21 protein-coding genes are annotated in these 21,073 nt (G+C 29.6%); 18 read left to right on the top strand and 3 right to left on the bottom strand.

The window, feature by feature from the left end; all coding sequences use genetic code 11:
* The first annotated feature begins 78 nt into the window (after nucleotides 1-78).
* The 16 genes from CJ192_RS06335 to CJ192_RS06260 all read left to right on the top strand — a co-directional run bounded on the left by CJ192_RS06335 (nucleotide 79) and on the right by CJ192_RS06260 (nucleotide 13,397).
* Complete coding sequence (locus tag CJ192_RS06335) at nucleotides 79-870, top strand: MBL fold metallo-hydrolase (RefSeq protein ID WP_102198180.1); 792 nt, start codon at nucleotides 79-81, stop codon at nucleotides 868-870.
* On the top strand, nucleotides 870-1,679 hold the full coding sequence (locus CJ192_RS06330; protein ID WP_102198179.1) for a tRNA 2-thiocytidine biosynthesis TtcA family protein: 810 nt from the start codon (nucleotides 870-872) through the stop codon (nucleotides 1,677-1,679). The genes CJ192_RS06335 and CJ192_RS06330 overlap by 1 nt, the downstream gene beginning before the upstream one ends.
* Nucleotides 1,676-2,560: an undecaprenyl-diphosphate phosphatase gene (locus CJ192_RS06325; RefSeq protein ID WP_102198178.1), complete on the top strand. Its 885-nt coding sequence runs from the start codon at nucleotides 1,676-1,678 to the stop codon at nucleotides 2,558-2,560. Before CJ192_RS06330 ends, CJ192_RS06325 begins: the two co-directional genes overlap by 4 nt.
* Nucleotides 2,561-2,671: 111 nt before the next feature.
* Nucleotides 2,672-3,817 (top strand): glycosyltransferase, encoded by a 1,146-nt coding sequence (locus tag CJ192_RS06320; protein WP_102198177.1) that lies wholly within the window; start codon nucleotides 2,672-2,674, stop codon nucleotides 3,815-3,817.
* 1 nt (nucleotide 3,818) lies between these two features.
* Entirely contained in the window at nucleotides 3,819-4,598 is a 780-nt protein-coding gene (locus CJ192_RS06315; protein ID WP_102198176.1) for a glycosyltransferase, read from the top strand.
* A gap of 1 nt (nucleotide 4,599) precedes the next feature.
* The gene (locus tag CJ192_RS06310) at nucleotides 4,600-5,490 is read left to right on the top strand and encodes a YveK family protein (RefSeq protein ID WP_102198175.1); all 891 of its coding nucleotides are present in this window, start codon (nucleotides 4,600-4,602) and stop codon (nucleotides 5,488-5,490) included.
* On the top strand, nucleotides 5,483-6,085 hold the full coding sequence (locus CJ192_RS06305) for an AAA family ATPase (protein WP_102198174.1): 603 nt from the start codon (nucleotides 5,483-5,485) through the stop codon (nucleotides 6,083-6,085). The genes CJ192_RS06310 and CJ192_RS06305 overlap by 8 nt, the downstream gene beginning before the upstream one ends.
* Before the next feature lie 9 nt (nucleotides 6,086-6,094).
* Entirely contained in the window at nucleotides 6,095-6,589 is a 495-nt protein-coding gene (locus CJ192_RS06300) for an SH3 domain-containing protein (RefSeq protein ID WP_004812905.1), read from the top strand.
* A gap of 293 nt (nucleotides 6,590-6,882) precedes the next feature.
* Nucleotides 6,883-7,923: an anaerobic sulfite reductase subunit AsrA gene (asrA, locus tag CJ192_RS06295; RefSeq protein WP_102198173.1), complete on the top strand. Its 1,041-nt coding sequence runs from the start codon at nucleotides 6,883-6,885 to the stop codon at nucleotides 7,921-7,923.
* On the top strand, nucleotides 7,923-8,756 hold the full coding sequence (gene asrB, locus CJ192_RS06290; RefSeq protein WP_004812907.1) for an anaerobic sulfite reductase subunit AsrB: 834 nt from the start codon (nucleotides 7,923-7,925) through the stop codon (nucleotides 8,754-8,756). The genes asrA and asrB overlap by 1 nt, the downstream gene beginning before the upstream one ends.
* A 9-nt stretch (nucleotides 8,757-8,765) precedes the next feature.
* Nucleotides 8,766-9,791, top strand: coding sequence for a sulfite reductase subunit C (asrC, locus tag CJ192_RS06285; RefSeq protein WP_102198172.1), 1,026 nt, complete (start codon nucleotides 8,766-8,768; stop codon nucleotides 9,789-9,791).
* A 9-nt stretch (nucleotides 9,792-9,800) separates the two neighbouring features.
* Complete coding sequence (locus CJ192_RS06280) at nucleotides 9,801-10,271, top strand: ferritin-like domain-containing protein (protein WP_004812909.1); 471 nt, start codon at nucleotides 9,801-9,803, stop codon at nucleotides 10,269-10,271.
* 217 nt (nucleotides 10,272-10,488) lie between these two features.
* Complete coding sequence (locus CJ192_RS06275; protein ID WP_004815996.1) at nucleotides 10,489-10,866, top strand: GntR family transcriptional regulator; 378 nt, start codon at nucleotides 10,489-10,491, stop codon at nucleotides 10,864-10,866.
* A complete protein-coding gene (locus tag CJ192_RS06270; RefSeq protein ID WP_102198171.1) occupies nucleotides 10,859-11,725 on the top strand; it encodes an ABC transporter ATP-binding protein in 867 nt (288 codons plus the stop codon). The genes CJ192_RS06275 and CJ192_RS06270 overlap by 8 nt, the downstream gene beginning before the upstream one ends.
* Nucleotides 11,706-12,338 (top strand): ABC-2 transporter permease, encoded by a 633-nt coding sequence (locus CJ192_RS06265; RefSeq protein ID WP_102198170.1) that lies wholly within the window; start codon nucleotides 11,706-11,708, stop codon nucleotides 12,336-12,338. Before CJ192_RS06270 ends, CJ192_RS06265 begins: the two co-directional genes overlap by 20 nt.
* 108 nt (nucleotides 12,339-12,446) lie before the next feature.
* The gene (locus CJ192_RS06260) at nucleotides 12,447-13,397 is read left to right on the top strand and encodes a CorA family divalent cation transporter (RefSeq protein WP_102198169.1); all 951 of its coding nucleotides are present in this window, start codon (nucleotides 12,447-12,449) and stop codon (nucleotides 13,395-13,397) included.
* Nucleotides 13,398-13,597: 200 nt separating this feature from the next.
* Here CJ192_RS06260 and CJ192_RS06255 read toward each other — a convergent pair whose 3' ends face one another.
* Nucleotides 13,598-14,314 (bottom strand): TraX family protein, encoded by a 717-nt coding sequence (locus CJ192_RS06255; protein WP_102198168.1) that lies wholly within the window; start codon nucleotides 14,312-14,314, stop codon nucleotides 13,598-13,600.
* A gap of 456 nt (nucleotides 14,315-14,770) precedes the next feature.
* Nucleotides 14,771-16,732: a sodium-translocating pyrophosphatase gene (locus tag CJ192_RS06250; RefSeq protein ID WP_004815988.1), complete on the bottom strand. Its 1,962-nt coding sequence runs from the start codon at nucleotides 16,730-16,732 to the stop codon at nucleotides 14,771-14,773.
* A 686-nt stretch (nucleotides 16,733-17,418) separates the two neighbouring features.
* Between CJ192_RS06250 and CJ192_RS06245 the strand changes: the two genes are divergently transcribed.
* Nucleotides 17,419-18,366: a 2-keto-3-deoxygluconate permease gene (locus tag CJ192_RS06245; protein WP_102198167.1), complete on the top strand. Its 948-nt coding sequence runs from the start codon at nucleotides 17,419-17,421 to the stop codon at nucleotides 18,364-18,366.
* Between the two features lie 294 nt (nucleotides 18,367-18,660).
* Here CJ192_RS06245 and CJ192_RS06240 read toward each other — a convergent pair whose 3' ends face one another.
* Nucleotides 18,661-19,320: a DUF6198 family protein gene (locus CJ192_RS06240; protein WP_004815992.1), complete on the bottom strand. Its 660-nt coding sequence runs from the start codon at nucleotides 19,318-19,320 to the stop codon at nucleotides 18,661-18,663.
* 1,284 nt (nucleotides 19,321-20,604) lie between these two features.
* On the opposite strand from CJ192_RS06240, the gene CJ192_RS06235 reads away from it, so the two are divergent.
* Nucleotides 20,605-20,952, top strand: coding sequence for a DUF3784 domain-containing protein (locus CJ192_RS06235; protein ID WP_102198166.1), 348 nt, complete (start codon nucleotides 20,605-20,607; stop codon nucleotides 20,950-20,952).
* Nucleotides 20,953-21,073 lie beyond the last annotated feature (121 nt).

Here is a 21,073-nt window from a genome sequence, read left to right as displayed (position 1 = left end):
GATTAGTTATTTATGTAAGATTTTTTTAAAATCTTACATATTTTTATGTTAAAATTTTTTAAAAAGATAGGAAGTATTATGAGTAGATTTTGCTCTCTAGCTTCAGGATCTTCGGGAAATTCTGTTTTTGTTGAGCACAAGGGATCAAAAATTTTGATTGATTGTGGATTTTCTGGAAGAAAAATTGAAAATCTTTTATCCCAAATTGGTGAAAATCCAAGTGATTTGGATGCGATTTTTCTAACTCATGAACACATGGACCATGTAAAAGGGGCAGGAGTTATAAGTAGAAGGTATGATATTCCAATTTATGCAAATAAGGGAACCTGGCTTTCTTTTATAAAAAATGCAGGCAAATTGAAAGAAGAAAATATTAAAATTTTTAGGTCAAATTCCTTTTTGAACTTTAATTCTTTTGATATTTTTCCAATTTCAATCCACCATGATGCAAATGAGCCTGTTGGTTTTATTTTGTATTTGGATAATAAAAAAATTACGGTTTTAACCGATACGGGAATAATTGATGATAGGATTTTAAATGAAATAAAGGGATCTGATGTTTATTATTTTGAGGCTAACCACGACCTTGATGCCTTAAAAAGGGGGCCTTATACCTATCCAATGAAAGTTAGGATTATGGGAAAAATGGGGCACTTATCAAATGACCAATCGGCAAAATTTTTGGCAGATGCCCTACAAGGGAAAAATGAAAAAATTTTTCTTGCCCACTTATCAGAAACAAATAATTCAGAAGAACTTTGCAAAATAACTGTAGATAATTACCTAAAATCCTGTGGCCTAGACACAAGTAGAGATATAAAACTAGAAGTTGCAAAAAGACATGCACCTTCAAGCATAGTGGAGTTATGATGGAATTAGTAGAAATTGAAAGATCGATTATAAAAAAATATAGGAAAGAAATTTGGTCAAAATTTGTAAAAGCCGTAAAAAAATATGAATTAATAAATGAAGGCGACAAGGTGGCCTGTGCTATTTCTGGTGGAAAAGATTCACTTTTAACTGCAAAACTTGTAGAAGAATTGCACAAACATTCAAAGGTAAATTTTGAAGTAGAATATATTTGTATGGATCCAGGTTATGATAAGGAAAACAGGGATTTGTTGGAGAAAAATTTAAAATATTTAAATATTCCAGCCCAAATTTTTGATTCGGATGTTTTTGAAATTAGCGAGAAAATTTCTGGAGACTATCCTTGCTATATGTGTGCAAGGATGAGAAGGGGATTTTTGTATGCCAAGGCAAAAGAGCTTGGCTGCAATAAAGTTGCCTTGGGTCATCACATGAACGATGCAATAGAAACAACCTTGATGAATGTTTTATATGCTGGAAACTATAAAACAATGAAGCCAAAACTTATGGCCCAAAATTTTGATGGAATGGAGCTTATAAGACCCATGTATTTTATAGAAGAAAAAGATGTAATAGCTTGGCGTGATTATGCGGGATTAGATGCTTTAAATTGTGCTTGTACTGTTACAAAAAAAAGTGAGTCTTATACAAGAAAAAAAATAAAAAATCTTATAGAGGATTTAAAAGAAGATATACCAAATGTAGAAAAATCAATCCTAAGGTCAGCAGAAAATGTAAATTGCGATATGGTCTTGGGATATCAAATAAAGGGAGAAAAACATTCATTCTTGGAGGAATTTGAAAAATGATATTAGATTTGTTAAAGGTATTTATCCTTTCAATAGTAGAAGGGGTTACCGAATTTTTACCAGTTTCATCTACTGGGCACTTGATTTTGGTAAATGAATTTGTAAAACTTGAACCAGAAAAATTTGCCAATGCTTTTAATGTAATTATTCAATTGGGAGCAATTTTATCAGTAGTAGTTTTATATTTTAGGAAATTAAACCCTTGGGATTTGGAAAAAACTAAAAAATATTTTCCAAAAAATTATGAAAAGCTAAATGGTCAATCAAAAATTTATTACAGGTTAAGCCACCCTCACAAAGAAACAATGGATCTTTGGAAAAGAGTAATAATTGGGGTTATTCCTGCAGGAGTATTGGGATTATTGTTAGATGATATAATCGATGCTTATTTATTTAATCCAATGGTAGTTGCCCTTATGCTTTTTGTTTGGGGTATTGGAATAATTTTACTTGAGAAGAAAAATAAAAATGAAAATAGACAAAGAGTTGATAATCTTTCCCTAATTTCTTATAAAACTGCATTTTTTATAGGATGTTTTCAAGTTTTAGCCATGATTCCAGGAACATCAAGATCTGCTGCAACAATAATTGGTGCAATGATTTTGGGACTTTCAAGATCTGCCAGTGCAGAATTTTCATTCTTTTTGGCAATTCCAACCATGCTAGGAGCCACACTTTTAAAAGTTGTAAAAAATGTTTCAGGATTTTCAGGATACGAATGGATTTTAATTCTTATAGGAATGATTTTATCTTTTATAGTTGCTTATATAGTAATAAAGAAATTTATTTCTTACGTACAAAAAAACGACTTTATAATTTTTGGAAAATATAGGATAGTTCTTTCTATAATAGTATTTTTATATTTTTTAATAATTAAATAATAAATTTTAAAAAGGCGGATTAATCCGTCTTTTTTGAATGTATAAAACTTTAAAAAAAACAGCTTATAGTGTAAAATTAGTATATAAGAATTTGAAAAAAGAGGAAAATATATGAAAATATTGTTTTGGATTTCTGCCATTGCACTTTTTTATGCGATGGTTGGATATCCCTTAACTTTAATTATTTTAGATAAAATTTTAAAGAAAAAAAATAAAAAAGATTATTCTTATAAGCCAAAGGTATCTATGGTGATATCTGCTTATAACGAAGAAAAAGTTATTGAGAAAAAACTAGAAAATATAATAGAATCAGATTATGAAAATTTGGAAATTATAATTGCAAATGACTGCTCAGATGATAGGACTGTTGAAATTTGTGAGAAATTTATAAAAAATCATCCGGAGTTTGATATAAAAGTAAATACAGCAAAAGACCACTTTGGAAAAACCAATGCCCAAAACGAGGCAGTTGATGTTGCAAGTGGAGAAATTATTGTGTTTTCTGATGCAAATTCCATGTTTAAAGAAGATGCAATCAAAGAATTGGTTTCATTTTTTACCTCAGATGATATTGAATATGTTTGTGGATCTCTTATTTATAAAAAAGATGGGCAAATATCTTCAGTTGTTGCTGAAAATACTTATTGGGATTTGGAACTTAAAATGCGTGAAATCGAATCAAAAATTTCTACCATAGCTGCAGGAAATGGTGCTATTTATGCTTGTAGGAAAAAAGATTATAGGCATTATAATTTGGTTTCATCCCATGATTATGAAATGCCCCTTCATGCAGGACTTAATAAGAAAAGAGCCTTGTATAATAAGGATGCCATAGCAGTAGAAAAGGCAGGGGCGACAACCAAGGATGAATTTAAAAGAAAGGTAAGGATGCAAAGAAGGATTCTTACTAATATTTTTACAAACCTAAAAAGACTAAATATATTTAAGTATGGTTGGTTTGCATTTTTCCATTTCAACCACAAAACATTAAGGTTTTTGCAAGCATTTTTCCATATTTTAATATTTGTAGCAAATATATTCTTGATAAAAAGTGGAATTTTTTATCAAATAACAATGATAGGACAAATCTTATTTTATATTTTGGCACTTTTGGGATACCTAAGCAAATCAAAGGCAAAAATTTTATATTTTCCCTTATATTACAGCCTTATGATGCTTGCCCAAATAAGGGGAGCCTATAACCAAATAAGTGGAAAATCAAAAGCAACTTGGGAAAAAGCGGAGTCAACAAGATAGTATGAAAATAGAAGTATTAGTTTCGACTATGGGCCAAAAATCCATAGATTTTTATAAAAAATTAAATATAAAGTCAGACTGTCTTATTATTAACCAAACTGATCACGAATCCTATGAAGAAGTGTATGATAAGGAAAATAAAATCAGGATGATTTCAACAAAGACTCGTGGACTTGGTAGAAGTAGAAATCTTGGACTTTTAAATTCCAAGGCTGATGTAATTGTTTTGTGCGATGATGATGAAGTATTTGAAGCTGATTATGTTGAAAAAATTGAAAGTGAATTTAAAGACCATCCCCATACAGATTTTTTTATAATGAAAACAAAAATTTACCAAGATAATAAGGAAATTATTAAGGTGAAAAATGATGGAGACTTGAAATTTTTTAATTCCTTAAAATACGGATCAGTTCACTTTGCCTTTAAAAGAGAAAGGGTCCAAAAATATAATATGTCATTTTCGACATATTTTGGAGCAGGAACTGAAAATGGTTCTGGGGAAGATTCTCTTTTTATAAGAGATGGCTTTAAAAATAAATTAAAATTTAGGACATCAACAAAACTTATAGCAAAAGTTTACAATGACGACTCTACTTGGTTTACAGGCTATGACGAAAAAATGTTTTTTGATAAGGGTCAGCTTGCAAGAGCACTTTTTCCAAAACTTTACAGGCTATATATAGAATATTACTTAAAAAACCATGAAAAATTCATGGAAAATATAGATAAAAAAACAGCTAGAAAGAAGATGCTAGAAGGGGCAAAATATTTTGGAGGTTAGGATGAAAAAGAAAGAATCAATATTTATTGTTATACAAAAGGCTTTGATTTTTGGAATTATTGTGGGAATTGGATTTTATTTTTTATCTGATCGTTTAGGTTTAAAAACTTATAAGGCACAAGCAAAAATCCTTACAACATCAAACGAAAAGATAAAAGACCAAGACAAAACAACCTATACTTATGCAGAAACAGTAAAGTCTAATGCAATCAAAAAAAGAGTAATAGAAAATTTAAAACTTGATATAAGTGAAGATGAACTTGATAAAAAAATGCAAATTCAAGCTATTCCAAATACTCATATTTTAAATATAAATGTTGAAGATTCTGTAAAACTAAGGGCAGAGGACATAGCAGATGAATACGCAGAAATTACAGTTTCTGTAATTAACCAACTTTATCAGGCAAATGCTTTGATAATTGACCATGCTTATCCGAATGCAGCCTTAGTAAAAACAAGTCAAAAAGATGCAATGAAAGTAGGACTTGCAGGATTTCTAACATATTTTATTTTTGGCTCTCTAATGCTTTTTATTAGAAATTCAAAAGTTGAAGAAAATGAAAAGATAGTTGAAGAAAAAGTAGTTAGAAAGGTAGTTTTTGAAGATAATGACAAAGAAGACTACCAATATGATAATCTTCATGAAGACTTTGTAGAAGATCAAAATAATGAGGACACTTTTGTAAAAGAATACCATGTAGCTGAAAAAATAGAAGATGAAAATCCAGAAGTTATAGAAGATGAAATAGATTATGATGAATCTTTTAAATATGTAGAAAGCCTTGATGAGGACGAAGAAGAGCTTGGGGTCTATGAAAACAAGGATAACAACAAAGATTATACAATAATAGCAGATATGCCTAAATATGATGACGGTGATTTAGATGTTTAGCAAAAAAACAGACCATATTGAAAAATCTTTTGAAATATTAAAAAAGAATTTTTTGAAAATTACAGAAAAAAATTCACTCGTTCAATTTGTTTCATCAAATGAAAAAATAAACAAGGCTTCTTTGATTTTAAATCTCGCAAGAAGCCTTTCAAAAGATAATTACAAGGTTATCATAGTAGAAGCTGATTTTAGAGATCCTGAATTAGGAGAGCTTTGTGATATTGATTTTGATAGGGGATTTTTTGATATTTTAGAAAAAGAAAAACCTTATGAAAATTTTATAGTAAAAGATCACTTTTATGAAAATCTTGACATAATTCTTGCACCAAAGCAAAGAGAGGATGTTCATAGCATAATGAACTATGAAAGGATAGAGAGCATATTTTCTTCGTTAAAAGAAAAATATGACTATGTATTTTTGGATACAGCAGACAATGAAAACTATGATGATGCAAACTTTTATCCAAGCCTTTCAGATTTTGTAATAGTCTTAGCCCACAAAAAAGATTTTAGAAAAAAAAGACTAAATTCATCAATAAGAAAGCTTGAAAATGTAAATTGCCAAATAGCTGGCATAATTACTACAGATAATTAAGGAGAAGAAATGAAAAAGAAAATTTTATTAATACTAGCCTTGTCTTTGACACTCTCAGCATGTAAAAAGGACCAATATGTATCCCAAAGACATCCAGATGAAAATAAAAGTAATCCTGTATCAACATCTGTAAGCTATCAAGAAGAAAAAAATAAGGAAAATAAAATTGTATCTTCTGATTCTAAAAAAGCCTCATTAGAAAAAGTAGATGATAAAAATAAATCTAATGAGAAAAAAGAAGACAAAAAAGAAACTAAAAAAGAAGTTAAAAAAGAAGAAAAAACAGAGGATAAAGATAAGGAAGTAAAAGAAGCTGTAGGAACTTTTACAGTCAAAGATATTTCAAACATAAGAAGGGAAACAAACGAGGAATCAGAAATTGTAGCTACTATACAACCAGGAGTTGAAGTAGAAAGATCAGAAATTGATGGAAAATGGTCAAAAGTTTCCTACGACCAATACCAAGGATATATTTTGACTGAATTACTAACTGATATCCAATAAAATTTAAAGTCTGGAAAATCCAGGCTTTTTTTATTACGATTTTTTTAAAACAATTTAATAAAAATTAATCTTTTTAAAAACAATTTAAAAAAAATATAAAAAAAATAATTATATATAATTTAAAATTTATGATGAAAACACTTTTCTTTTTTTTAATTTAGTGTTATATTAGTTTTGTAATTAAATCATGTTTATGGAAAAAGAATTTTATGGCCTATGCCGTAAAATTTTTTAAGTTGCAGAGGAAAATGATACCTGTTATCAAATTCCAAAAATTATTTTTAGGAGGATATATGGCTTACACAGATTATCTTATCAAAAAAGATGAGGCCAAGGATTTATTTGAAATCCTAAAATCCAAATACACAATTTTTGCCCCAAAAAGAATTGTAAATGGTGGAAGATATTGTGAAATGGATGCAATAATGTACGAAAACGTACAAAGTTTTGACGAAATCGAGTATAAGGAAAAGTCTACATATTCAGCTAAGGAAGCTTTACTTCCAATGACTGAAAACTTATTTTATTTTACAGAAGACGACTATACAGAAACAAAAGAACCTTACAAAAAAGAAGTTTTAGTTTTTGCAAGAGCTTGTGATATAAATGCAATCAAACATTTAGATGATATTTTCATCAAAAATGGACCATTTGAAGATATGTTTTATCAAAGACGTAAAAATAAAGTTCATTATGCACTTTTAGAATGTCAATCAGATATTGATGAACATTGTTTTTGCGTATCATGTGATGCAAACAAAACAGATAATTATACATACGCATTTAGATTCAATGAAGATGGATCTATGAACATAAAAGCAGAAGATGATTTAGACTTATCAGTATTTTCAAATGAAAAATTTGATTTAAAATTCCCAGAAGAAAATGAATTAAAAGTAACATTCCCAGAAATAAAAGATGATAGGGAAGCAAACTTAATTGCAAATTCTGATATTTGGAATGAATACAATTCAAGATGTATAGGATGTGGATCTTGTACAACTTCTTGTTCAACATGTACATGCTTTACAACAAGAGACGTTACTTATACATTAAATAGACGTGTTGGTGAAAGAAGAAGAACTAACGCATCATGTATGACAAAAGATTTCGATCTTGTAGCTGGTGGTGGACATTTTAGAAACCAATTGAAAGAAAGATACAGATATAAAATCATGCATAAAATTTACGCTCACAACAAGAGATTTGGCGATGGCCCAATGTGCGTAGGTTGTGGAAGATGTTCAGCTCACTGCCCACAATTGATTTCTTATCCAGAATCAATCAACAAGGTAAGTAAAGAATTAGAAAAAATAAGAAGTGAGGTAAAATAATGCAAAAAAATGAAATAAAAAGATCAACAGATGATTATTTAAATTATGTTTTACCAAAATCTTATGAAATTTTGGATATCAAAAAACACACAAATAATGAATGGACTTTCAAAGTTGAATTTGATAAAAAAGTTGAACCAGGACAATTTTTACAAGTATCTTTAGTAAAAATAGGTGAAGCTCCAATTTCTGTTTCAGGAATGGGAGAAGGCTATGTAGAAATGACCATCAGAAATGTTGGTGAAGTTACATCAGAACTTTTCAAATCAGTACCTGGAGATAGAATTTATCTAAGAGGACCATATGGAAATGGATGGCCAGTAGATGAATTAAAGGGCAAAAATGTAGTTGTTATAGCTGGTGGTACAGGAGTAAGTCCTGTTAAAGGCTTAATCGAATACATTAAAGAAAACCCAGATGAATTCGAATCACTAAACTTAATTTTAGGATTTAAAAATCATGAATCAGTACTTTTCAAAGAAAATCTAGAAGATTGGAAAAACCAAGAAAAAATAAGCACTGTTTATTCATTAGATAATGAAGAAGTTGATGGATTTAAAAAAGGAATGGTAACAGCGTTTATTCCTGATCTTCCATTAAAATCTTTTGACGGAAACTATGCAGTAGTTATGGTAGGACCTCCAATCATGATGAAATTTACATCTCTTGCTTTAATTAAAGAAGGTGTAACAGAAGATAAAATTTGGACAAGTTTTGAAAGAAAGATGTCTTGTGCAGTAGGAAAATGTGGACACTGTAGAATAAATGAAACATATGTTTGTCTAGACGGACCAGTTTTCCCATATACAGTTGCAAAAGACTTATTAGATTAAGGAGAAAATATGACATTAGATATTAATGTAGGAAAAGTTAGAAATAATTGTTACCGTCAATCTAAAATTCCTGGAGAATTTTTACTTCAATTAAGATCTCCTGGTGCATTTTTAGATGCAAAATGGTTAGAAATGGTACAAATGCTTTGCCAAAAATATGGAGATGGAAATTTCCACTTTGGTACAAGACAAACTTTTAATATTACAGGAATCAAATATGAAGATATTCCAAAAGTAAATGAAATCATAAGACCATACATAGAAGAAATTGAAGGAAGTAGAGATGTAGAAATTGTATACAATGACGAAGGATACCCATACATTGGACCAAGAAATATCATGGCTTGTATTGGTGGAAGACATTGTATAAAAGCTGCACAAAATACACAAAGACTTGCAGATAAATTAGAAAAAATAATATATGAATCACCATACCAAATTAAAACTGCAGTTACAGGTTGCCCAAATGACTGTGTAAAAGCACACTTTACTGACTTTGGATTTGTTGGAGTTACAAGACCAGTTTATGATATTGATCGTTGTATAGGTTGTGGAGCTTGTGTTGATAGATGTAAAGCTGTAGCAACAAGAGTATTGTCATTAAACGACCAAGGGAAAGTAGATAAAGACCCATGTTGTTGTGTTGGATGTGGAGAATGTGTAACAAGATGTCCAAATAATGCATGGAGAAGACCTGACAGACAAATGTGGAATGTAATAATTGGTGGAAGAACTGGAAAGCAATTCCCAAGAATGGGACAAATGTTCGCAAGATGGATGGACGAAGATGCAGTAATCCAAATGATGGAAAACTGGAAAGACTTCTCAGCTTACGTTCTTGATAACAAACCAGTTTATCTTCACGGTGGCCACTTGATCGATAGGGTAGGATTCCCAACATTCAAGAAGATGATGTTAAAAGATGTTGACTTAAATCCAGAATGTCTAATAGCTGATAGAATTAATTGGACAGAAAAAGAATATAGATCTTCAATAAATGTAATGAAAGTAGAAGATCACAAAAATGTAAAATAAGGAGCTTATATGAGATCACAATTTCAACCAAAAGATTTACTAGAAACATTAGTAAAACTAGAACAAAATGGTCAAAAATTTTATGAAGAAATGGCAAAAAAATTCTCAGATGACAAAAAAAATAGAGAATTCTTTGAATTTTTAGCTGAACAAGAAACTCATCACGAAGTTTTATACAAAAATTTATCAGAAAAACTTGATAACAACCAATCAATTGACAAAGAATACGATGATGAATACAAAGCTTATATCCAATCAATGATCGATCAAATATTTAACTTTGATTCATCAAATGTTGGAGATGACCCAATAGATATCTATAGATTTTCAATAGGAATTGAAAAAGATACAATTTTATTTATCAAAGAAGTTAGAACAATAGTTCCTGACTTTGAACCAGAATTAATAGATAGAGTTGAGGCTGAAGAAAGAGGCCACATCAAATTAATTCACCAATGGTACAATGACTATATAAAATAAAAAGTAAAACCCCATTTCGAATAAAGAAAAGTTTAAAAGCTAGACTTTACTTTCACCCGAAATGGGTGTTTTTTTATTTATAAAAACAATAAAATTCTTATGAAAGTTTTGATTTTTATAGTAATTAAAATAAATTAAATTTTTAAATAGCTAGCTTTAGTCTAGGACTTGACAATCATTAACTGTTAATGTACACTATATACAGTAGGAGGGATAAATGGATATTAAGATCAAATACTCGAGTAAGGATCCCATATATTTACAAATTAAAAACCAAATAAGAGATGCAATTTTAAATGATGAGATAGAAAAAGACAAAGCTCTTCCTTCTATTAGACTTTTGGCAAAAGAGCTAAGGGTTAGTGTAGCTACAACTAAAAGAGCTTATGATGAACTTGAAAAAGATGGTCTAATTAATTCTGTTCCTGGTAAGGGAAATTTTGTTAAAGATCAAAATCCAGAATTAATCAGAGAAAAATTTTCATTAAAAATTGAAGACCATCTAAGAGAAGTTATTAAATTGTCTAAACTTGCAGGAATTTCAAAAAAAGAAATTATTTCTCTTATAGATATATTGGAGCAAGATTATGAATGATATATTAAAAATAAAAAGTCTTAGCAAATCTTTGAATGATTTTTACCTTGGAACTATAGATTTATCTATCAAAAGAGGGTCTATCCTTGGATATATTGGAGAAAATGGAGCAGGAAAGTCTACTACAATAAAGATGATTTTGGGCGATATGAAAAAAGATTCTGGCCAAATTTATATTTTTGGCAAAAAAATTGAAGATTTGACAGAAGATGAAAAGAAGAAAATTGCCTTTGTATTTGAAGATTTTTTCTTTCCCCAAGAGATGAATGTTAAGGAAGTAGAAAAATTTCATTCTATGTATTATGGAAATTATTGGGAGAAGGAAAAATTTAATAAGCTTGTTAAAAGATTTAATCTTCCAGAAAAAAAGAAAATTTCTACTTTTTCTAGAGGAATGAAGATGAAATTGTCTTTAATTTTGGCATTAAGCCATAAGGCAGAGCTTTTGATTTTGGACGAGGCTACAAGTGGGCTTGATCCTGTAGCAAGGGATGATATTTTGGATATACTTTTGGAATTTATCCAAGATGAAAATAATAGCATTATGATTTCATCCCATATTTTGTCGGATTTGGAAAAAATTGCTGATGAAATTGCCTTTATACATAGGGGAAAATTAATTTTTGTAGAAAGTAAGGATATTTTGGAGGAAGAGTACGGTATAGTTTCTCTTTCCAAAGAAGAATTTGAAAGCCTAGATAAAAGTGCCATAATTTCTGTAAGAGATTATAAATTTGGCAAGGAATGTTTGGTAAAAAAACAATTACTTCCTAAAAGTCTTGAAGTTGAAAATGCAAGTGTGGAAGAGATTATGGTTTATATGATAAAGGAGAAATACAATGAAAGCCTTGATATATAAAGATTTGATTTCAATAAAAAAAGCCTTAATTTTACAATTTGTAATTATAATTGGCTTGGGACTTTATTTTTACAAAGAAAATCAATTGGTTTTAATTCCCTTGTTTTTTATCTTGGTTCCAGTAATACTTTTGGGTATGGTTTTTGGAATAGACAACCAATATTCAACAAATAAGTACCTGGTTTCAAGTGGAATTTCTAGGAAAAAAATTGTAATTTCAAGGTATTTGATAATTTTATTTATGGCGTTTTTTGCAATAGGCCTATCCTTTGTAGTAGGATTTGAGAAAAATCCTCTTACAAAAGATATTCCCATGCTCTTAATTTTATCATCCTTATTTTTTGTAACTAGCATAGTTGGAGTTATTGAACTTCCTTTGATGTATAAGTTTGGGGCAGAAAAGGCAAGGCTAGTCTTTGTGATTTTGTATTTTGTAGTATTTGCATTTTTCTCAACTATCTCTTCAAACAAAGAATGGCTGTTGGAATATGTAAATAAGGGTCTAAGTATGGATAAGACACTTCTAGCTCTATTGATATTTGCCATAACAATAATTTTTCATCTACTTTCAATTTTTTCTTCAATTAAAATTTTTGAAAATAAAGATTTTTAAAGGCAGGATTTATTTCCTGTCTTTTTCATATTAATGATTATTTGACTTATTTTTTATAATTCATATAGTTATAATAGATATATAAAATTTCCTAACAAAGGAGAAAAAATGGAGTATATATATAAATTTGATACGGATAATGGGTTTGAAATGACTGATATATCCAGTTTTTATGATGTAATAGAAGATGATGATTTTTATTTAATGTATTTGGGCAAGGCAAGCTTTATTGATTTTGCCAAAACTTATAACCTAGATGATGCCATAATTGATTTGCTTTTGTCAGATACGGCAAAAAAATCTTATATGGCAGTTGAGGATAATTATACCTTCGCCATTCTTGAAATGCTGGATATTATGGGAAATCTTGAAACATCAGACCTAATAGGATTTTACATAGAAAATAACAGGCTTATAATTGTTGATATGTATGATAGAGACCAGTCAACAACAGAGGCCTTTAGAAAGATGCTAACCAAGAAATTTTCAGCAAGGTCTCCAGGAAGGCTTTTGAAATATTTTATAACAGCCCTTGTAAATAACCACACAAGAATTTTTAACCAAATAAAAAATTCAACAGCTGAAGTAGAAGATGCCATTATAAAAAATAGAAATTTCAGAAATAGCATAGAGGTGATTTCTGATAATAGGCACAAGGCCCTTAATTTGTACGCATCCTACGAAAGGCTCCTTGATACCTTGGAAGTTTTTATGGAAAATGAAAATGAAATATTTGATGATGATGATGTAAAACACCTAAAGTCAGTTTTATTTAGGGTGGAAAGATATTCCTCAAATATTTCCTATTTAAGTGGATATATAACAAATGTAAAAGATTCATACACATCAAAAATGGATCTTTCTATGAATAATACCATGAAAGTTTTGACAGTTGTTACAACAATATTTACACCGATTACAATAATAACCGGTTGGTATGGAATGAATTTTGAAAATATGCCAGAACTAAAGTGGGATTTTGGCTATATGTATGTAATAGGAATTTCATTAATAAGTGTGATTTTGGTTTATTTGTTATTTAAAAAATTTGATAGGTGAAAAAATAAGGATATAAAAAATTATAAAACCCAAGAGATAACAATTACAGTCAAAATATAATAAAGAGATTTCTCTAAACTAAAACTCATTTCCTAGGTGAATTTCTCCCTAATTGTACATTGTTTTAGTAGTTGAGAAATCTCTTATTAAATTAACGTTTTATTTATTTTATTTATTTACTAAATTAATTATTTCTCAAACTATATACCAAGCCAAAACCTACAAAGTCCCAATATCAACAAATGAATTGGATAGAACAAATAATTAAACAATTTATTTTGCCTTCCTTTTTCTCCATTATAAAAATTAATGACAGCAAAGCCTAAAATTGCATAAACTTCTTTTATTATCACAAGATATGAAATAAGGCTTCCGACAAGTCTTTTATCGTAAAAAAGGTAGAGGATAAAAATTATTATTATGGAATAATAATCGTAGTCAAAGGATAGAAGGGTTGCAATTATGGCATTTACCCCTACTATTAATATGGAAAGAATAAGCCAAGTGTATTTATTATTGATTTTTTCTTTTAATTTATCGACAATTATCAGGGTCAAAAGTCCAAGGGCAAGCGCCCACATTATATTTTGTGACCTGTTGTTTATAAAAACTTTTGATTGGAACATATCGTAGGGGATTTCTGATATTATAGCGAAAATCAAAAGATTTCTTAGATATTTCCCTCTAGATTTTGTTTTGTAAAAACCTTCTACGATCATAAAGGCAAAAATCGGAAAGGCGATTCGTCCGATTATATCAAAAATAGTCGATATGGTCACGAGCGGCTCTTGGTAATTTAGTTTTGGTGTAATGATAGCCTTGTTAAAATGGTCGATAAACATTGAAATAAAGGCAATATATTTTAAGACTGCTCCGTTTATTTGGTATTTTTCTTGTATTTGTTTTAATTTTTTCATGTTTTCCTCTTTCTTTTTGGTATTTTTATATTATACTATATTTTATTTTACGTTATCTATTTTTGGAAATTATATTTACTGGTAATAAATTAAAGATATACTAGGTGAATATTATAAAGACAAAAAAAGAGATCTATCGACAGGCTCGAGATGGGGTATTTATTTACCTATTTTTATTTACTATGAATGGAGTTAAATTAAGCTTAAAAATATTAAAAGGATTATAATAAAACTTAGAATGATTATTAGCCTTATACTTTAGCAATCAAATAAGGAAAATCAAACACCATCTCGAGCGAAGCCGAGAGATCTCATGGAAAAGTAAGTATATAAATATAGTATGTATTTAAAAATAAACTTAAAAATCACAAAAACCTATATATCTCATATAATAAAAAATTAGTTAAAAAAATAAGCTGTTACAAAAATTATTGTAACAGCTTTTATTTTTTTATATTAGATAAATAATCCTGCACATACAACAGATACTACTGTTATAAGTTTTACAAGGATATTAAGTGCTGGTCCAGATGTATCTTTGAATGGATCTCCTACTGTATCACCTACTACTGCAGCGTGATGGGCTGGTGAATTTTTACCGCCTTCTGCTCCAGATTCTATAAATTTCTTAGCGTTATCCCAAGCTCCACCTGCGTTTGACATAAAGATTGCCATTAATACGCCTGTAACTAGGGCTCCTGCTAATAGTCCACCAAGTGTTTCAGCTCCAAATACTTTTCCTACAAATAATGGTACTACTATAGCAAGTGCTCCTGGTATTACCATTTCTTTTAGGGATGCTCTTGTTGAAATATCTACACAAGATGCATAGTCTGGTTGGTCTGTTCCTTCTAGGATACCTGGTTTTTCTCTAAATTGTCTTCTTACTTCGTTAATCATTTCTGTTGCAGCTTTTCCAACTGAATTCATTGTCAAAGCTGAGAACAAGAATGGTAACATTCCACCTACAAACATTCCTGCAACTACTTTTGAATCAAGTAATGAAAGATTGTCAAGGTTTAGTGTGTCTGTATAAGTTACGAATAATGAAAGTGCAGTTAAGGCTGCAGATCCAATCGCAAATCCTTTACCAATTGCTGCTGTTGTGTTTCCTACTGAATCAAGGCTGTCTGTAATTTCACGAACAGATTCTTCAAGTCCACTCATTTCAGCAATTCCACCAGCGTTATCAGAAATTGGTCCGTAAGCATCAACTGTTACTGTTGTTGCTGTGATTGAAAGCATTCCTACTGCTGCTAGGGCAATTCCGTACATTTGCATTGTGTGGAATGATACTAAGATTCCTACAGCTATAAGGATGATTGGTCCAACTGTTGAAAGCATACCACTTGAAAGACCTGCTATAATGTTTGTTGCAGCTCCTGTTTGGCTTTCTTCAGCTATTCTTTTTACTTGACTATATTTTTCAGATGTAAATACTTCTGATAAAAATCCTATTGCAATTCCTACAAGAATACCAACAACTATACAAATAGCAGCTTTCATATTTCCAAAGAAAATTGGTGAAAGTATAAATGAAGCTATAAGAACTATTGCTCCTGATAGATAAATTGTCATCATTAGTGCTGATTGTGGTGATTTTTGTTTCTTTCTTAAGAATAAGAAAGCAGCAAGGATTGATGCGACAATTCCTATTGATGAAAGTACTAGTGGGAATCTAATTCCTGCATCTCCAAAGATTGAAAAACCTAAAACCATTGATGAAAGGATTGCTCCTGCATATGATTCGAAAAGGTCAGCTCCCATTCCAGCAACGTCTCCTACGTTATCTCCTACGTTATCAGCGATAACTGCTGGGTTTCTTGGGTCATCTTCTGGGATTCCTTTTTCAACTTTTCCTACAAGGTCAGCTCCAACGTCTGCAGCTTTTGTGTAGATTCCTCCACCAACTCTTGCAAAAAGTGCAACTGAACTTGCTCCAAATGAATATCCCATAAGGATTGCTGGGTCTCTAAATATTAAATAAACAATTCCAACTCCCAAAAGTCCAAATCCTGTTACAGCAAATCCCATTACAGATCCACCAGCAAAGGCAACTTTAAGAGCTGAAGAAAGACCACTTTCCTTAGCTTCGTTTGTACATCTAGCATTTGAGGCTGTAGAAATTCTCATACCTACATAACCTGCTGCCATTGATAATAAGGAACCAAAGATATAACAAATCATGGTACTTACGTTGATAAAAATTGCTATAAGAATTGCGACAACAATCACAAAAATAATAACGTATTTATACTCACGAGATATAAATGCCATAGCTCCTTCTTTAATATTTCCTGATATAGTTCTCATTCTATCGTTACCTTCGCTAACTGGAAGTATATTTGTTTTAATTTGTAATGCCATAAAACAAATTGCGATAACTGCTACTATAACAGGTAAAAAATCAGATAACATAAACTCCTCCTATTTTTAATATTTACCTTACCATTATATAACATAATATAGATATAAACAATTGTTTTTGATAGAATCTTGGAAAAACATGAGAAAATTCTTGGGATTTATGAAAATTTTTAAAAATTTATAGGAAAATTAGGACTTTAGGAATAAAATAAATAAAACCCAAAGATAATCCAAGGTAAAAATCAAATTATCATAACAGTACAATCCAGAGATCTCTCGACTGGGCTCGAGATGGGTTATACTTCGTTTAGTTTATATTAACGTAAATAAATAATTAATTATAAAGTCAATATGAGAATATTGAGAAAACAAGAACTTTAGTAATAAATCAAAAAGAGCTATTACCCATCTCGAGCTGATAAATATGCCTTGATTTGGCATATTTATCCCTAAAACTAGTGAAAAACACGGAAAAGTTTGCGAAGCAAACGAGTTTTAGTAGTCGAGAGATCTCATTGATTAAGTGAATATAAAAATAATTAATGCACAAAAAATAATAATTCACACAGTTAATAGGTTTATATGTAATAAGAAAATTTACGGTTTTAAGGCTATGGATTAAAAAATAATTGTAAAATTAAATAAATGTTTCGAGTAGTGGATTTATTCTCTGCTCGTTTTTTGTGTATAATTAGTTATGGAAATTGTCAAAATTTATATAATTATAAAGGAGAATTATGTTTAGTAAAGTTTTTAGAAAAGTACCAGCTGCTTTGATTGTTGTTCCAATGCTTTTTGCAGCTTTTATAAATTCATTTTTTCCCAAGTTTTTTAACCTTGGTCCAACCTCATCTTCAATCGCATCTGTTGATGGGCTTAATGCTATTATTTCGATAACTTTAGTTGCTGTAGGAAGTCAACTTACATTATCTAGATTAAAAAAAGCCCTTAGTCGTGGTCTTACTTTGTTTATTTCTAAATGGGTAAGCTCTATTGTTTTAGGTTTTATTTTTATAAAACTTTTTGGAAATAAGGGGATTTTTGGTATAAGTAGTCTTTGTTTTATAGCTGCAATTTCTAATCAAAATAACTCTATTTTTGTAGGTCTTATTAATGATTATGGAGATGAATATGATATGGCATCAGCAGCTATTACTTCTATTATTTCTGTACCAATTTTTACTTTTTTAACTCTTTCAATTTTAAAAGTAGCCGATATAACTCCATCATCAATTCTAGATTTAGCCCTTCCAATTCTTGTTGGAATTTTTCTTGGAAATATTGACAAGGATTTTTGCAAATTTCTTGGACAAAGTCAAAAGTATATATTAGTATTTTTGGGTTTTTCTATCGGAGCAAGTATTAATCTTTCTACAATAATTGAAGGGGGACTAGGAGGAATTATTTTAAGTATTTTGACAGTTTTGTCTGCATTTTTATTTACAGTTCCAGCAGATATTTTAATAAATAAAAGACCAGGCTGGGCAGCAATTTCAATTTATACTGCAGCAGGAAATGCTATTATTGTCCCAGCTTTGGTTTCAGATCTAGATAAATCACGGCAAGCAACAAGGGCAATCTCTCAAGCTCAACTTGGTACAGTAGTAATTTTTACATCAATTTTGGTTCCTATTGTGGTAGGCTTGTGGAATAAAAAATTTGGTGTAGAAAAAATTAAAAGATAAAAATTTTAAGGTAAAAAAATATAATTTTAAATCAATACATAAATTTAGGTGAAAATATCCTATATAGACTATAAATATATGTTTATGTAGCATATTTATCCATAAAAGAAAGACGAAAATAAAAAAATGTAAATGAGAATAGCTTTAGTATGTTGTATTATAAATTAAATATAATTATAAATAAAGTAAGTACTTAAAAGATTAAAGATTTAGGTGAAAATTTAGAAAAAATATATCAAATAATAAAAAAAGGATATTTCAAAATACTTAATACTTTGAAATATCCTTTTTAATTTAGCTTTTAGCTTGCTTTAAATTCCCTTGACATACTTGCCATGCTGGTATTTCCATTTTTAATTCAAATTGTCCTATCAAAAATGATGAGATAAGTGTTGTTAAAAATGAATAAATCAAGTGTCCAAATGGAATATAAATTAATGATAAGCCGAGGACCAAATAATCTGTAAACAAGTAGGCTCTTGAGATTGGCCACTTTGTTTTTTTGGAAATTGTCATTGCCAAGGCGTCATCGCCTCCTGCACATCCTCCGGCTGTAACTGCTATCCCACAGCCACATCCAATAAATATTCCACCAAATATGGCAGCAAGAAATGGCATATCATATAGGCTTGGAATTACTGGTCCAATAAAGTCAAAAATCCAATAAAATACTGCAAACATTATTGTTGCAACAATTGATTTTTTTAAAAATATTCTTCCTAGCATTGAAAATCCGAGCACATAGCATAGACCATCTAAAATTGGTGTTGTGTAGGCTAGGTTCATATTAAAAGCTTTTTTTAAAAATAAACCGAGTCCCAAAACTCCACCTTCAGTTATTTGTGCTTGTTCGTGGACATTTATTACCCCAAAGGCCATAATGGCACAACCAAGGGAAATAATCAAAAATTCTTTTTTCGTAACTTCTAAACTTCTCAGAAATTTTCTGAGCATAAATTTCACTCCTAATCTCTGGCGATTAGCAAAACAAAAAAGACTGCTGTCTTAGTAATAACTAATCGCGCAATCTTCGGCTGGTGTTGATGCTTTTTTGTTTAGATTATTTTTTCTTGTAAAAACTCTGAGCTTATAGAAGAATTTAAGGCCAAGTAAATCCCACATCAGGCACTTAATAGGCACACTCAACTTCCATGCATCAGATAAAAACTACCGACAAAAATCGGCAACCACCGTTTTACAACAGTTCTTCGAATACTATCATACCTCGTTTTTTAAAATTGTAAAGTTTTAGTGGTTTTTTGAGAATTCAAACTTGAAGAAACCAAAACTATATAGAGAAGAAGTTATTTGAGATTTATGAATTAATGATGGATTTAATTTATTTTTCCCTTATTATTACTATGTTTAAAATTAATATTAGCCTTAAATAATCTATGAGATCTCTCGACAGGCTCGAGATGGGTAAATATGGTATTTATTTTAATGCTAAAGTTTGTATTTTTAAAAAGATTATAGATTTTTACTTATTTATAAAATTTTAATATAAAATTTAAAACGAAGCGAAACCCATCTCGAGGGAATGAAATGAGTCGAGAGATCTCTTTATTAATTAGGATTTTAATTTATTTTTTACCTGTGAAATTTCAATTTAATAGTTAACGATTCTTTAAAATGATATAATAACTTTGTTATCGTACCCAAACTGGTAACAGTTGGGAGGTGAGGTTATGGAAAAACTCGGTACCATTTTAATATCTGTCGTAGGTAATGTAGTTGCTCATTATATTATCAAGTGGCTAGATAGATACTATAAACACGATAATTAGCACAAAAAAGACAGGAGTGGCCGCTCCTGTCTTTTTGTTTGGTCATGGATATAACTCGGTACCATGCTCAATATTATTATATAAGTTTTTATAATATTTTCAATATATTCTTATTTTATAATTTTTTGCATACATTATAAATGAGATCTCTCGACAAGCTCGAGATGGATAAATATGGTATTTATTTGAAGGCTAAAGGTTGTATTTTAGATTGAAATATAGGTTTAATGAATATATTAGTTTAATAAAACCGAATTAGATTATACTAAAGTAATGATAGACAATGAGTCGTTTCATATATTAATGAGAAAATATTTGATAATATAAAAAAATGATAGTTTTTGAAAAATATTTAAAGACTTAAAACCTGATGGGTATAATGACTATATAATGATATTTTCTATTTTAAATTGAGATAAAATTTTAACTTTTGGAAGAGGGGTATTTACATATGAATTTAGCAGATCCTAAAGATATTACTGTTAAAATATTTTTGCTGATTCCAATTATTTTATGCTTATTTTCTTCATATATGATAGATAAGACTAATGGAAATATTATAGTAGGATTTAATACTATGGAAGAAGATAAGAAAGAAGAGCTAATAAGAAAAGGATATCTATCTAAAGTCAAAAAAATGACTTTTATAATGAGCATACCTTTAGTTATTGCCTTTTTGTCTAGTTTTTTTGTTAAGAATATTAAGCTTTATAATGATATTCTTATGGGATCATGGGGGTTATTTGGAATAATTACGATTTTAGGAATTGTAGTTGTTAATTATTCTGTAAGAAAATAATTCCTAGAAGATTTGAAATAGTTTGTGTATAAAACCTCCTCGTATATTATAGTTGTAGTAATAAATACTACATTTTGTTCTCAATCCCACTTTCTTATGGGATAATAATTGTATAGATAGA

Source organism: Anaerococcus hydrogenalis (assembly GCF_002871895.1).
Taxonomy (GTDB): domain Bacteria; phylum Bacillota; class Clostridia; order Tissierellales; family Peptoniphilaceae; genus Anaerococcus; species Anaerococcus hydrogenalis.
This window is presented reverse-complemented; position numbering and strand designations above follow the sequence as displayed.

Bases quoted from the DNA above. Each gene is read 5' to 3' on its own strand.
- CJ192_RS06240 (WP_004815992.1), bottom strand. From the start codon at position 19,320: ATGCTCAGAAAATTTCTGAGAAGTTTAGAAGTTACGAAAAAAGAATTT.
- CJ192_RS06330 (WP_102198179.1), top strand. From the start codon at position 870: ATGGAATTAGTAGAAATTGAAAGATCGATTATAAAAAAATATAGGAAA.
- CJ192_RS06325 (WP_102198178.1), top strand. From the start codon at position 1,676: ATGATATTAGATTTGTTAAAGGTATTTATCCTTTCAATAGTAGAAGGG.
- CJ192_RS06250 (WP_004815988.1), bottom strand. From the start codon at position 16,732: ATGTTATCTGATTTTTTACCTGTTATAGTAGCAGTTATCGCAATTTGT.
- CJ192_RS06255 (WP_102198168.1), bottom strand. From the start codon at position 14,314: ATGAAAAAATTAAAACAAATACAAGAAAAATACCAAATAAACGGAGCA.
- CJ192_RS06280 (WP_004812909.1), top strand. From the start codon at position 9,801: ATGAGATCACAATTTCAACCAAAAGATTTACTAGAAACATTAGTAAAA.
- CJ192_RS06305 (WP_102198174.1), top strand. From the start codon at position 5,483: ATGTTTAGCAAAAAAACAGACCATATTGAAAAATCTTTTGAAATATTA.
- CJ192_RS06245 (WP_102198167.1), top strand. From the start codon at position 17,419: ATGTTTAGTAAAGTTTTTAGAAAAGTACCAGCTGCTTTGATTGTTGTT.
- CJ192_RS06320 (WP_102198177.1), top strand. From the start codon at position 2,672: ATGAAAATATTGTTTTGGATTTCTGCCATTGCACTTTTTTATGCGATG.
- CJ192_RS06260 (WP_102198169.1), top strand. From the start codon at position 12,447: ATGGAGTATATATATAAATTTGATACGGATAATGGGTTTGAAATGACT.
- CJ192_RS06315 (WP_102198176.1), top strand. From the start codon at position 3,819: ATGAAAATAGAAGTATTAGTTTCGACTATGGGCCAAAAATCCATAGAT.
- asrA (WP_102198173.1), top strand. From the start codon at position 6,883: ATGGCTTACACAGATTATCTTATCAAAAAAGATGAGGCCAAGGATTTA.
- asrB (WP_004812907.1), top strand. From the start codon at position 7,923: ATGCAAAAAAATGAAATAAAAAGATCAACAGATGATTATTTAAATTAT.
- CJ192_RS06275 (WP_004815996.1), top strand. From the start codon at position 10,489: ATGGATATTAAGATCAAATACTCGAGTAAGGATCCCATATATTTACAA.
- CJ192_RS06300 (WP_004812905.1), top strand. From the start codon at position 6,095: ATGAAAAAGAAAATTTTATTAATACTAGCCTTGTCTTTGACACTCTCA.
- CJ192_RS06265 (WP_102198170.1), top strand. From the start codon at position 11,706: ATGAAAGCCTTGATATATAAAGATTTGATTTCAATAAAAAAAGCCTTA.
- CJ192_RS06335 (WP_102198180.1), top strand. From the start codon at position 79: ATGAGTAGATTTTGCTCTCTAGCTTCAGGATCTTCGGGAAATTCTGTT.
- CJ192_RS06270 (WP_102198171.1), top strand. From the start codon at position 10,859: ATGAATGATATATTAAAAATAAAAAGTCTTAGCAAATCTTTGAATGAT.
- asrC (WP_102198172.1), top strand. From the start codon at position 8,766: ATGACATTAGATATTAATGTAGGAAAAGTTAGAAATAATTGTTACCGT.
- CJ192_RS06310 (WP_102198175.1), top strand. From the start codon at position 4,600: ATGAAAAAGAAAGAATCAATATTTATTGTTATACAAAAGGCTTTGATT.
- CJ192_RS06235 (WP_102198166.1), top strand. From the start codon at position 20,605: ATGAATTTAGCAGATCCTAAAGATATTACTGTTAAAATATTTTTGCTG.